Annotated in this window: 9 protein-coding genes, 1 tRNA gene and 1 pseudogene; 8 read left to right on the forward strand and 3 right to left on the reverse strand. The window is 35.7% G+C overall.

The features are described from left to right. Window positions 1-426: 426 nt before the first annotated feature. Window positions 427-3,078: a YadA-like family protein gene (locus tag DYE54_RS07550; protein ID WP_115310662.1), complete on the forward strand. Its 2,652-nt coding sequence runs from the start codon at window positions 427-429 to the stop codon at window positions 3,076-3,078. Between the two features lie 146 nt (window positions 3,079-3,224). Here DYE54_RS07550 and DYE54_RS07555 read toward each other — a convergent pair whose 3' ends face one another. Beyond that, the gene (locus DYE54_RS07555; protein ID WP_245935705.1) at window positions 3,225-3,506 is read right to left on the reverse strand and encodes a helix-turn-helix domain-containing protein; all 282 of its coding nucleotides are present in this window, start codon (window positions 3,504-3,506) and stop codon (window positions 3,225-3,227) included. Window positions 3,507-3,683: 177 nt separating this feature from the next. Here DYE54_RS07555 and DYE54_RS07560 point away from each other — a divergent pair. Beyond that, window positions 3,684-3,772 (forward strand) — tRNA-Ser (locus DYE54_RS07560). A 385-nt stretch (window positions 3,773-4,157) separates the two neighbouring features. Here DYE54_RS07560 and DYE54_RS07565 read toward each other — a convergent pair. Then, window positions 4,158-5,012: an Abi family protein gene (locus DYE54_RS07565; RefSeq protein WP_245935706.1), complete on the reverse strand. Its 855-nt coding sequence runs from the start codon at window positions 5,010-5,012 to the stop codon at window positions 4,158-4,160. A 316-nt stretch (window positions 5,013-5,328) separates the two neighbouring features. Here DYE54_RS07565 and DYE54_RS07570 point away from each other — a divergent pair, with 316 nt between their 5' ends. Continuing rightward, window positions 5,329-7,176, forward strand: coding sequence for a DUF262 domain-containing protein (locus DYE54_RS07570; RefSeq protein ID WP_115310663.1), 1,848 nt, complete (start codon window positions 5,329-5,331; stop codon window positions 7,174-7,176). A 132-nt stretch (window positions 7,177-7,308) separates the two neighbouring features. Next, on the forward strand, window positions 7,309-8,496 hold the full coding sequence (locus DYE54_RS07575) for a PTS transporter subunit EIIC (protein WP_115310664.1): 1,188 nt from the start codon (window positions 7,309-7,311) through the stop codon (window positions 8,494-8,496). A 91-nt stretch (window positions 8,497-8,587) separates the two neighbouring features. Here the strand turns inward: DYE54_RS07575 and DYE54_RS07580 are convergent, their stop codons facing one another. Beyond that, window positions 8,588-9,955: an NCS2 family permease gene (locus DYE54_RS07580; protein WP_115310665.1), complete on the reverse strand. Its 1,368-nt coding sequence runs from the start codon at window positions 9,953-9,955 to the stop codon at window positions 8,588-8,590. Between the two features lie 188 nt (window positions 9,956-10,143). Between DYE54_RS07580 and DYE54_RS07585 the strand changes: the two are divergent. From DYE54_RS07585 to msrA, 4 genes and pseudogenes are all read left to right on the forward strand, one after another. Beyond that, a pseudogene (locus tag DYE54_RS07585) lies at window positions 10,144-10,557 on the forward strand (RrF2 family transcriptional regulator); the annotation flags it as partial. 272 nt (window positions 10,558-10,829) lie between these two features. Next, window positions 10,830-11,285 (forward strand): MarR family winged helix-turn-helix transcriptional regulator, encoded by a 456-nt coding sequence (locus DYE54_RS07590; RefSeq protein WP_115310667.1) that lies wholly within the window; start codon window positions 10,830-10,832, stop codon window positions 11,283-11,285. Window positions 11,286-11,399: 114 nt separating this feature from the next. Continuing rightward, entirely contained in the window at window positions 11,400-12,602 is a 1,203-nt protein-coding gene (locus tag DYE54_RS07595; protein WP_172460577.1) for an MFS transporter, read from the forward strand. Between the two features lie 258 nt (window positions 12,603-12,860). After that, window positions 12,861-13,844 carry a peptide-methionine (S)-S-oxide reductase MsrA gene (gene msrA, locus DYE54_RS07600; protein WP_115310668.1) on the forward strand — a complete coding sequence of 328 codons (984 nt, stop codon included), beginning with the start codon at window positions 12,861-12,863 and terminating at the stop codon, window positions 13,842-13,844. Window positions 13,845-14,009 lie beyond the last annotated feature (165 nt).

The following is a 14,009-nucleotide window of genomic DNA, read 5'->3' on the forward strand; positions in this document are numbered from 1 at the left end:
TATATATGGTGAACGTAGTGCCAAGAAGGGCACTCGCTAGAAGACGGGTGAGGGCCTTGTGGTTCATAAAAACTCCTTTGTAGGTAAAACGAAAATAAAAATTAAAAAATCTTAGTCAAATTAATTATATCTGTTTACTAACAACTTGAATCTTGAATATATGATTTATGAATCTAAAATTAATGGAGATAGTAAGTTGTAATACTTACTATCTTTATTATAACGTAAAAAGCTATCAGAAAAAACGAAGATTAGATGAAGTTAAAAGTTGCTAGTAATCAGGCGACTATTGCTTATTTGTCTTGCTAGGGGGGACGTTTGTGTTACGATAAAGTTGATTAATGAAACATCAGTGAAGTGTTAGGATTGATGTTTCACTGCTGAGTAGGTTAGTAGAATCAACATGTTTTGGAAGGAGCGTTACATATGGAATGGAAACACAAACGTCAAAGCAAGATTGTGAAAGCTACATTGGGGGCTGCTGTATTCGGGGTTTTGTTAGGTGGCTATAGTAGTGTGTGGGCTGCAGATAATATTATAGTAGATGGTACACAAGACGGTAGTAAAAATACCGTGACAGTAGATAAGACCGCTCGTGTTGTAGGTACAGGAAATACCATAGATGATAAGAGCGAGGAAGTTAAGATTGTTGGGGATAGAAATAAGGTAACGAATAGTGACCGTCAGTTAGTTTTTGGCGATGATAATGAGATTATTAATCGTGAAATGGGGATTGTTGATAATTCAGTAAGAACGACTATATCTGATGTGGTGATAGGTAAGGGCAATAAAATAACCGACAATGAAATATATAGAAAACCTTATAAGGCTGTAACTATTATTGGTAATAATAATGAGTTGAAAAAAGCAGCTAATACAATAGTTATTGGAGATAATCAGACTTTTGGTACAAGTGCTCCAGATAGTTCTATTATTATTGGTTCATTGACTCCAGAAGATGTGGAAAATGGGGTAATAAATTGGGCTGCTGCCAACATAGCGATCGGACATGGAGCTTTAAACCGTGCAGAAGAAAGTATTGCTGTGGGGAATAGAGCAAGAACAGGATATTCAAATCAACTTATTATGGGAAATAGTTCATCATTTGATGAAAAGACAGGAACGTTTGGTTCTATTTATGGACATATGAATAGGGTTGAAAATTCTGAAAAAATAAATACTTTTACATCAGCTAAAGGGGCCTCGATACAAGTTACAGGTTCTTACAACGCAGTAAAAGATTCGACAACCTCTTTAGTTTATGGGAGTGGTAATAAAATTACTAATTCACAAGGTTATTCATATGAGCTAGTAAATGGGAAATCATTCTTGCCTAATAAGAAAGATGTGGCAGCTAATTTACTCATGTCGTTACAATTATATTCTTCTGATGTTGATGGTGGAAGACCTGGTTCTATAGAATTTACAAAAGCAGTTGATTTAATGCATGATTTTACACAGAATATGGGTGGAAATATAACTGTGTTCGGGAATGGTAATATCGCTGATTATACTAATCGTTCTCAAATTTGGGGTAATGGCAACACACTTACAGGGAATACAGATAAATATAGTGTTAATAACACAATAGGTGGGTTTTCAAATATTGGAGAAAGTATTAGTCAGAGTACTATTATAGGGGCAGGTAATATAGTTAAAAATAGTGAAGATAATCTTGTATTAGGGGATTATCATGCAGTAGAAAATGGTAAGCATAATATTATTATTGGTTCTAGAAGCTATATAGAAAAAGAAGTAGAAAAAGATTTTGGTGTTCCTGCAAAGGAAGTTGGATTTGATTCTACTTATAAAATTACTGAACGTACTGCAGAAAAACCGCATACTGCGAATATCTCCAATGCCGTAATGCTTGGCTACAACACAGATGTTTCACAAAATGGTGGGGTAGCATTAGGCAGTGACTCTGTAGGTTCTGTAGGTGCAAATAATCAGGGTGGCTATAATGTAGGAAACAATATAAATACATTTAATTTAGGGACAGACACTACTTGGAATTCTAATTTAGCAGCTATTTCAGTAGGGGATAGTTCTGATGCATCAAATGTTAAAACACGTCAAATTACTAACCTGGCAGCTGGTAAAAATGATACTGATGCGGTTAATGTAGCGCAATTGAAATCAGCTCGTGTAGAGTTGAGTGGTTCTGGTAATATAAAAGTGAATACAGTTGTTGATACAGATGGTCATTTAAAATATACTATTTCTAGTACTGGTGGTAGCTCTGAAGGTGGTTCTAGCATTACATATACTGCTGGCGATAATATTTCTATTACAGATGGTATTATTTCAGCAACTGACACTCGTAATACGCTCGAAGCAGGCAGTCATATAGGACTTGGTGAGACTAAGCTGGCTGATGGTAGCATAAAATACACAGTTAATGTAAAAGCCGATGGTAAAGTGGAATCTGGCAATACCGGACTTGTAACAGGTGGTGCTGTTTATAATGAAACGCACGTTTCAAAAGATGGTAACTATGTAAAACAGAGTTATACAGCTGGTCAAAACTTAGTAGCCTTAGATAGTCAGGTGAAAACGAATACAGACAGTATTAATTCGATTAACAATCAGATTACGGATATGAATAGTAGTGTGACGAACTTAGGTAACCAAGTAAATCGTTTAGATAATCGAATTGAGCGTGTTGGGGCTGGTGCAGCTGCGTTAGCAGCATTACATCCACAGGATTTTGATCCAGAGGCTAAATGGGATATTGCTGCTGGTTATGGCAATTACCGTTCAGCGAATGCTGTGGCAATTGGTGCGTTTTATCGTCCATCTGCTGACAAGATGTTCTCCATTGGCACTAGTCTTGGTGGCGGTGAAAATATGATTAACGTAGGGGTAAGTTTGAAACTTGGCAGTAGCAGTCCATATACTGGTTATTCTAAGGCAGCACTTGCCAATGTAGTTGCTGAACAATCAGAACAATTGCAGGCTCAGAACTCTACTATTTCAGCGTTGCAAGAAAAAGTGGCGTTACAGGCTCAAGAAAATGAAGTATTACGTACGCAGGTACAAGATATTATGCGCCAGTTAGCTGAGATAAAAAAATAAATAAACAATAAGCAATGAGAAATAAGTAATACATGCTCAGTGTTAAGTGCTAAGTATTAAGTATTAAGTGCTAAGAGTTAAGTAGAACGTATTTCAGTGGTTGAGCAAAAGAAAAACGTAGCATTCGTAAATGAGTGCTACGTTTTTTAATCTTGCAAAGACTCTAAACATATTTGTTGATCTTTTCCATCGAGGTTTAACAGCATACCAATTTCAATTTGCAAGCCCGTGGCGATATGAACGAGCATAGCAATAGACACATTACCATTGTATTTGCCCCGCTCGATACGACCTAGGGCGCCAGAGCTAATTGAGGCTCTTTTAGCAAGCTCGTCTTGTGTTAAACCACGCAAGGTTCGATAGTAGGCAATACGGGCGCCAATTTGTTTAATGACGGCCTGCTTTTTTAAATCTATGTCTTTGTCCACCAAGGTCACCTCACAATAATTTTAATTGTATACATAAATTATGTCATAAAATGCTTGTCGGTAAGGCACCTAAATATGGCGTATTTATGACTAAATAGTTTTCTTTTGTATTTTGTGGCTTCGGGGCTTGATTTGTTGGCAAAAACAAGGTAATATAGTAGGGTAATAATTAAATATGGAGAGGTGTCCGAGTGGTTTAAGGAGCTGGTCTTGAAAACCAGTGACTCCGCAAGGGGCCGTGGGTTCGAATCCCACCCTCTCCGCCATTAAAAAGCGACTTTTCGGTATTTTGAAAAGTCGCTTTTGATTAGTAAAAATAATTATAAGTTTGTTATAAAACTAGTAGAAATAGTATTTGTACATACATAGGATGTTATAAAATTATGAATATCTAATTTTATAGAAAAGTATAAAAAATATTAAAAATGCCCCCTTTTTGCCCCTAAGATGCCCCTTTGATAAAAATAAAAAATTGTAACGATAAGTGTTTTTGGTTAAAAAATAGAGCGATATCTTTCGATACCGCTCTCGCAAAACATTTCTGTTTTTCTCTGTAAATGTATCTTATATTAGATTGTACCAATTGTCAATGACTTTTATGAATAAATCAAAAGTAGAACGAATAATATCGTTTCTTTTATAGGCTCTATCTCAATATAATCTGTTTTTGAACTCAGTTAAATCATTACATATTTTATTATGGACTCCTGTACTGGATACAATTAGATTATGTGCATAAAATGTTGTTATGATTTGATAAAAAGGAGCACGATATAAATGCTTTCTTCTGATTCCCTTTGATAATCCGATTTTAGATAATGCGTTTATAATTTCTAAGTTGGGTCGTAAACTTGGAGGCAATTTAGCACGTAAATCATTAATTATACAATTATTATGTGCACAAGCATTGCGTAAATCTTTTACAGTACGCATAAGATACATTCTGAGTTTTAGCTCTTTTGAATTAGTTTGGGAGGCACAAAAATTGTAGAAATGGAGATATTGTCCAAAAGAAATAATTTCGATAAAAACCCAGACTGGACAATGAATAGGATTATTCACCATATATTTATTATATAAGTTTCCACAATAGACGCTCCCTTTATTTTTATTTAAGTCAGATTTTAGTCGTTGTAGGTTGTCTGGTGATAATTGTGCAAAATAGTCAGAAATTATTTCATATGCATCAAATTTATTTTCTTGGAGTATTTTTAATAGATGGACTTTAGAAAAGTGTTCTAAATTTAGCGACATTTCTAATAAAATTTTTCTAAGCCTATTATCTATAATTGCTAAATCTATTAGGTCTGCAAAGTCAAGATTAATATATTTATCTTGATGTAGATCTTTTGTAAAGTTTTTACGAAAGGAACGAAGTTTAAAATAATTATTATTTGATTCTAAATAGTGTATGGCTTTATTTTTGGAAATATCATTAAATTGAATTCCCTTCGCTTCGCAATGTTTTATCTGCTCTTTAGGTGTTAAAAAGTTTCCTCCAGACAAGAAAATCATATCCTTTCTTTATTTAATGTTTAAGTACATAGTTATGGAATTAAAAATGCCTACTCCATTGAGTAGACACTTAGTTGTATTATTATGTAGTACTTTGCATATTGTTTGCTAACTTTCGTTATTTTATAGTTACATTATAGTAAATCAAGTATACAATATCAATGAGAAAAGCATTTTAAAAGTATTTTACATTTATATTGTTAATTTCAATATTTTATAGGTAGAGGTGCATTTAAAATAATCTTGTGCATTTCAAAAATATATGATCTAATAAATATATATTCTTTAAATATTAGGGAGAAATGATATGGCAGAAATAACATCAACTATGAAAACATTGAAAGAGATTTTGTATAATGAAGATATTTTTACTATTCCCGATTTTCAGAGAAGTTTTGTATGGGGAGCTAATGAGGTAAATGTATTATTTAATGATTTTGATGAAGATACAAATGGATTTAAATGTAATAAAAAAGATTTAAATAATTTGCCTGGATATTTACTAGGGAATATAGTACTTGTTCAAGATGAAGAAAATAAAAAACAGTATGAAGTAATAGATGGACAGCAGCGATTAACGACTTTAACATTATTATTTTGTGCTTTATATTATAAATTCTCTGAACTTAGAGAGACAGAAAATGATGTTAAATGGGGGAAACATGCAGCTCAACTTTGTGATTACTATTCTATTCTCGACGGTGAGTTTCAATTTGAAAGTGTAAAAGTTTTACATAATGACAGTTTAGAATTTAAAAATACTTATCAAGATATTATAAAATCAGGAGAATTTAATAATACTGATAATCAAAGTTCTAATAATATAATTGAAGTTTATGAAGCGATAGAAGACAATCTTAATAAAATAGCTAATGAGGATATTGAATTACTAGTGACGTTTAAGTCGTATTTAACTGAAAAAGTGAAATTAATAGTAACAACAGCTCCATCTATTGAAAGAGCATTTCAATTATTTGAAGTTCTTAATGATAGAGGTCAAACCTTAGAGCCTATGGATTTATTAAAAAATCATTTTTTAAAAGAATTATCAAATAATTTAAGTATAAATCAAATTAACGAATTTGTAGTTAATTGGAATACATTTTTAAAAAATTTAAAAGTTGGGAAAAAAGTTATTACTGCATCGACATTTATGAAACATTTTATTTTATCTGATAGAGGGGATAATATTAAAAAAAATAGTCTGCTATCTTATTTTAAAGAAATTTATTTAGATCCGATAAAAGAGGCAGATAGACCTAATTATATACTTAAATTATCTGCAAAATTAAAAGAAATGAGTCGTATATATTCTAGTATTGAAAAGAATTCTTTAGAAAATGATTATTTAAAAAATAATAAATCTTTATTTTGTATATTTAAATTATTATCAGTTACACAAATGCATCCAATATTAATGAATTTTTATCATTCAGATGAAAAAATAAAAAGTGAAGCAGCTAATATATGTGTACAATATGGTGCAGCTGTAATTTTTTCTTTTACTCAAACAAATCATATTGAAAAAGAGCTGCCTTCTATCATAAGAAAGTTAAAAGATTCTTCTAATGATAATGATAAGATTAAAATACTTAAAGAGGAAATTAGAAAAAAAATAAAACCTTATATAGAAGATTTAAATCAATTATTACCTACAAAAGATCTAGCAGGAGCTAATAAACATCAATCTTCAAAAGCATTACAATTATTAAAATTTATTGAGTTATATTTTTGCGAAAATGATAATATTATGTCTGTTGCAGGTTCTAAAATACAGCTTGAACATATTATGCCATATGATTCAGATTATAAGGAATATAATTATGATACGGAAGAAAATCGAATTAATTTTTTAAATCGTATAGGTAATTTAACATTACTTATGAAGAATGCTAATTCTTCTGCTAGCAATAAGAAATTTGAGGAAAAATCTGCTTATTATGAAGCTTCAGAATTTAAAATAACCTCTACATTAGTTAAAGAAGCACAAACACCTGTAGCTAAAGGACAACATAGAACTTTGATTGATAATATAAATAATTATTTGTTTATGAAAGATACAAAGCAAATTAAATTATGGAGTGCAGAGGAGATTAATCAGCGTGGTCTTCAAATTACTAAATTGATGGATAATTTACTTACTGGTCAAATATAAAATAAATTTTATATTTCCTTCCCTGGGATACCCTCATTGTCTGAGGGTATCCCTTTTGTTATACTTATAGAGCAATCATATGCCATGTTATTGTATAACTATAATTATTTTTCACATAGTTAAGGAGTCTTTATGTCGTCCACATATTCTTTTTACAATCGAGTCAAATTAGTAGCTAATGGAACGATTGATTTATTATCGTCGTTATTTCTGCCTATTATAGCTTTATTGGTATCTACCGGGATTTTAAAGGGCTTATTCATTCTGCTTACGGTGAATGAGTTTGTAGTACCTAATACGAGTACCTACGCTATTTTAAATGCTATGAGTGACGCCTTTTTCTATTTTATCCCTGTCTTTTTAGCCTATACGGCAGCGAAACGATTTCAAGTTGATCCGTTCACAGCGATGTTATTGGCTTGTGTTTTGGTATATCCCGAAGTGACACAGCTTATGAAAGCTCCTGCGGCGGGTGGTATGGAGTCGGCAGAAGCGTTAGTAAAGGGAATGACGGGCCAGACAAACTGGGTTGGCCCTGATTTATTTGGTCTACCTGTGGGGCAGGTTATGTATCCTTCGTCAGTGATTCCTATTTTACTGGCCGTATACTGTATGAAATATGTTCAGAATTTTGGTGAAAAAGTATTTCCTGAAGCGGTGCAAGGTTTATTTACGCCACCGCTATGTATTGTTGTAATGACGCCGTTCACGCTTGTAATTTTAGGCCCCATCGGCACTTGGTTAGGGGCTTTATTAGGCAATGGGTATGAGTTAATTTATAGTTTAAGCCCTTTACTAGCTGGATTAGTAGTAGGTACAGTACAACCGTTTCTTGGTATGCTTGGTTTGCAATGGGGCTTTTTCCCAATTGCTATTAATAATGTAGCCGTATATGGTTTCGATACATTAATGCCTTTGTTTGGGTCGGCTATGTTTGCGCAAGCCGGTGCTGCATTAGCGGTAGCGGTACGAACTCGTAATACATTGTTTAAGTCAGAAGCTTTTTCTGCAGGTATTATTGCTTTATTAGGCGTAACCGAGCCCGCTGTATTTGGAGTGACACTTAGGTTGAAACGACCTATGGTTTGCGCTTGTATAGCGGGTGGTCTTGGCGGTGCTGTGGCTGGCTTTTTTAAGGTTAGTGCTGCTTCTTTTGCTATTCCTGCAGTTACCACTTTGCCTGTATTTATGGGACCGTCCTTCATGTGGTACCTATTAGCATTAGGAATTGCTTTTGGTTTAAGCTTTGTATTGACGTTAGTGGTTGGTTTTACAGATGTTGTAGAAATAACGAATAATAAGCTTAATGAAAATAAATAAAAGGTTGTAACAGCTATATTAATTCATAGTTGTTACAACCTTTTTTGTTACTAATTTTTGTTACTAATTTTTGTTTAAATGTCGTTTCAGATTAATACCAAATATAGCGAATCAATACGATGATAGCTAATGGGTACATAATCCAGTGTACTTCTTTAGTACGACCAGCAATAATTTTAAGCAGTGGATACATGATAAGGCCTGCTGCCACACCATTAGCAATGCTGTAAGTGAATGGCATTAAAGCGATAACCATGAAGGATGGGAAGGCTTCGGTCCAATCGGAGAAGTCGATGTCGCGAATTGGCTCCATCATAAGGGCCCCTACAAGAATTAGAATAGGAGCAGTCGCACAGTTTGGTACGAGCGTAATAAGTGGTGCAAACAGTAAAGCTAAGAGGAATAGCACGCCACAAGTGACAGCGGTTAATCCCGTACGGCCACCAGCACCAACGCCTGCAGCACTTTCTACGAAGGCCGTAATGGTACTAGCACCGAGTAAAGCACCAAAGCTAACGCCCACAGCATCCACTGTCATTGCTTTGCCAAGACCTGGGAATTTTCCTTCTTTAGGATTAGCAATGCCTGCTTTAGTAGCAGTACCAATTAAGGTACCCATGGAGTCGAATAACTCTACGAAGGTGAAAGAGAAGATGATAGTAACTAGGCCAAGGTGCATAGCACTGGCAATATCAAGTTCAAAGAAAGCTGCTTTGCTGAAATCTGGTACGGCCATAATGGAGAAGTTTTCAGGAAGCTGTGCATTGCCTGTGGCATAAGCGAGGATACTTGTTACAACGGCACCGATAATGAAAGCGCCTTGTACATTGCGGGCCATTAATAGAGCGGTAAAGATAAGACCAAAAAGGGCTAAGGCCACTTGGGGATCCATAAGATTACCGAGCGTTAGTATCGTTTCAGAAGAACCAGGTGTAGAATGACCTTGGGTAGCTACAACTTGTGCCAAGCTATCAGGGGATAAAGATAAGGTTACTGTCATAAGGCCGGAGAGTTTCAAACCAATGATGGTGATGAAAAGGCCGATACCAACTGTGATGGCAATTTTCATGGCCGCCGGAATCCCTTCAACAATATGTTGACGAACTGTAGTGAGTGTTAAGAATAAGAACACTAGACCGGAAATAAAAACGGCGCCCAAAGCGGTTTGCCAAGCAATGCCCATACCGAGTACAACGGTAAAGGTGTAAAAGGCGAGTAGGCCAACACCAGGGGCTAAACAAATTGGATAATTGACTAGGACACCCATCGCGATAGTTACCAGACCGCCACCAAGGGCTGTGGCAATGAGGACAGCGTCTTTATCCATGCCGGCGATACTTAATAAATTTGGCGCTAGAAATAGAATATACGCCATGGTGATAAAGGTGGTTAACCCGGCGATAATTTCACCTTTCACCGTCGTGTTGCGCTCTTTGAGTGCGAACAGTTTTTCTAACATAATAACCTCCTATAGATGGTATAGAAATAAGTTCATTCCTATTGTATCATGGCCGTTAGGAAATGTGGAGAGTATAGGTAGGAAAAAGTCTGTTAGGGTAGGAAGTTTTTAATTCCCCTCTATGATAGGGGAAAATACTGTGTTATAATGAATTTAGTAATTCCTACTGTGAAAGAGGTATATGAGAGATGAAAATATCAACTAAGGGTCGTTATGCTTTGCGCGTATTAGTTGACCTAGCAGAAAATGGTAAAAAGAAAAACGTTTCCATTCGCGAGATTGCTGAACGTCAACGTATTTCCGATAAATATTTAGAAGGTATTGTAGCACGTCTTAGTGCGGCTGGTTATGTAAAGAGTGTACGTGGTAAATATGGCGGTTATCGGTTATCGAAGGAGCCAAAAGAATATACTGTGTACGATATTTTACGAGCTGCTGAGGATTCGATTGCGCTAGTTGCTTGTTTAGAAGATGAAGTAAATCAATGTCCTCGTAGTAAAACCTGCATGACGTTGCCTTTATGGGAGCATATGCAAGCTCAATTTAAAGAGTATATGGAAAAATTGACGTTACAAGATGTATTGGACAAAAAATTTGATGTGCCGGCAGATGACGGTGATGATGTGACAGAGGAAGTGCTGGCTGATGTGGCTTCGTCTGAAACGAGTGATGACACACCTGTTAAGTCAGATACGGTAGGGCCTGCTTCTGTATAGTCAATGTGATTTAACGCGCCTTTAAGTATAGCTTAAAGGGCGTTTTTCTTTACTTAGTTAATTAACAGGTTAACAATTCAAGTTCAATTGCTTGACAGTGATAGTATAGTTGTATAGAATTATATTGTAAGCTAATTAATTGAGATGAGGAGATAACTTTGATAGAAAAAAATATAGATGAATTGGCCTTAAAAAATCAACTGTGCTTTCCCTTATATGCTTGTGCTAAAGAGATTGTACGTGCCTATCAACCCTTATTAGAACCTATGAATTTAACTTATACACAGTATATTGTTATGATGGTTCTTTGGGAACATAGTCATTTAAATGTAAAATCATTAGGTGAGTATTTATATTTAGACTCTGGTACATTGACACCTTTATTGCGTAAGATGGAAGCCAAGGGATTTTTAACACGGACTCGGTCTAAAGAGGATGAACGAACAGTGATTATTTCGATTACCGAAGAAGGTCGTGCTTTACAGCAACGGGTAGCTCATGTGCCACAGGCGATGGCTAAGGTAGTGAAACTATCGCAGGAAGAATTTGAAACGATGTATCAGTTGCTATATAAAATGATTGCCCAACTTACAGGGCGAGAACAAAAAGAATAATACGAATTAGAATTGTAGCTCTGTAAGCTCCTTGGATATAGTTCAAGGGGCTTTTGCGCACTTTTTAGAAAGGCGCATGGCGTTAAGTGTTAGTAGTAAGAAAGAAGGAATCCTATGGCAGAATCTAATGGTGGTATGCGTAATGTATGGATTTTAACTGTTTGCATGACAGGTTTATCGATATGTTATACGATGTTGGTCCCTTTTTTACCCGTGTATTTATTAGAATTAGGGGTAGAACATAATCGTGTGGCCTTATGGTCAGGCGTTGTGTTTTCAATTACCTTTTTTGTAGCAGGTGTGATGGCGCCTATTTGGGGACGTATGGCCGATACACGCGGTAAAAAAATTATGGCGATTCGTGCTGGTATTTTTATCGGTATTGCATATATATTAACTGGCTTTGTACAAGATGCGTGGCAACTTTTAGCCACACGTGCTTTGATGGGCTTTGCTAATGGCTTTATGCCAGCAGCTATGACGATGGTGTCGCTGAGCGTGGCTAAAGAAAAGACAGGGACGGCACTGGGAATTTTTCAGACTGGTCTGATTGTAGGTAATGTTATTGGACCGTCTTTAGGGGGGCTGATTGAAGCTGCAGTAGGGATGCGACCTGTGTTCTTTATTGCGGGGATTGTCCTATTTATTGCCAGTGCTGTGGTGTTTTTCTTTGTAAAAGAACCAAAGGTAACGGAAGAGGCCACTGTAACGACTAGTTCATTCCGCGAAGATTGGCATTTTGTAAAGCAACGTAAAGTATTGACTGATTTATTATGGTTATTCTTTATTATGCAATCGGCTATTTTAATGTTGCAACCTATCTTAGCTTTATATGTAGGGCAATTGCAGGGCACGATGGAAGGAGCCGCTTTATTGTCCGGTATGATTTTAAGTATTGGTGGTTTAGCTGGCGCTGTCACTACGAATCTATGGGCCGCTTTTGGGCAGCGTAAAGGCTATTTTAAAGCGGTGTGCTATGCTCTTTGTGGGACAGGTTTATTCTTATTCTTACAAAGTATGCCACTGGGGATTACTTGGTTTGGTAGTTTACAGATTTTAGTCGGTTGCTTTATTGTTGGTGTTAACCCTTTGTTGAGTGCAGCAGTAGCTCATTATACAGAGCCTGCTTTTCGTGGTCGTGTATTTGGGATGACAACGACAGCGAATCAATTTGGCTCCATGGTAGGGCCTTTATTTGCTAGTGGCGTGACGACCCTGTTGGGAATACAGTATGTATTTTTAGTAACAGGGGCATTACTCATGTTTGTAGCCTATCAAGTATATCGTCGTCGAGTAAAATCAGCAGATGCTTTTTAAATTAGTGTCAACTTAGTTAGATTTTTAGTTTAAATTTATCTTTTAGTCTAACTGTACCTGTTAGTATTGATTTACTATTTGGTTGGGCGTCATACTAGCTTTTGTCCTAGTAGTATAGTATGATATATTATATTGAGATATATCTATGTAAAAGGTATATGCTTGAGGGGGATTGAGAACTTGTTTTACAAAGTTCTTTGCCATGGCTAGGTAAGGCCATGGGATAAAAAGCGAGTTTTATGAAAGAGAGGGTTTAATATGAACATTCAAACTGTATATGGTGATAAACGAACTATTTATGTGGCCGGTGGCTGTTTCTGGGGCGTTGAAGGTTATTTTAAACGAGTGCAAGGCATTGTAGCGACTGAAGTTGGTTATGCGAATGGTAAAACTGAAGCACCTACGTATGAGCAAGTATGCAAAGATGATACAGGCCATGCAGAGACTGTTAAATTAGATTATGATCGTCATATGATTTCGTTAGAAGAGATTTTGCTTCATTTACTTCGGATTGTAGATCCTTATTCTGTCAATAAACAAGGTGGCGATGTGGGGGTACAATATCGTACGGGTGTATATTATACGAATGAAGCAGATAAAATAAAAATTGAACGTTTATTTAAACATGTGGATCCGGACGGTAAGTTTGCGATTGAAGTGAAACCGTTGGAACATTTTTTTGATGCAGAAACATATCATCAAGATTATTTAGATAAAAATCCTGATGGTTACTGTCATGTATCGTTGCATAAAGCTGACGAGCCTTTGGTAGGGTTGCCAGCCTATGTAAAAGAAGAAGCAGCTGTGTTAAAAGCTCGTATTGGTGCTGATGCGTATGCGATTACACAAGAAAGTGCGACAGAACCTCCTTTTACAGGCGAATATGATGATCATTTTGAACGAGGTATTTATGTAGATATTGTCAGTGGCGAACCACTGTTCTTATCGGCTCATAAATTTAACTCTGGTTGTGGTTGGCCTGCGTTTTCTCGTCCAATTGTAGCGAATGCAGTGGATTATAAAGAAGATGATTCGATTATTGGACGACCTCGTGTAGAGGTGCGTAGTGCTCACGGAGATTCCCATTTAGGGCATGTATTCCCTGATGGTAAAGCGGAATTGGGCGGTTTACGTTACTGTATTAATAGTAAATCGTTGCGTTTCATCAAAGCTGATGATATGGTGGCTGAAGGCTATGGGGCTTGGTTGCCGATTTTGGAGGCAGAAGAAACCGATAAGTAATCAAATTTCTTATCATTATGATGATTTTTGATGAATACTTTTCCAATGTATACAAAATACTTGTACACCCTACATTGAAAAATATCTATTTAAGGAGTATACTGAGTATATAGAAAAAAATAGATATTATAGTTATTGATATTTATTGATTTCTATTGAGTGACA

Origin of the sequence: Veillonella criceti (assembly GCF_900460315.1) — a bacterium.
GTDB lineage: Bacteria > Bacillota > Negativicutes > Veillonellales > Veillonellaceae > Veillonella_A > Veillonella_A criceti.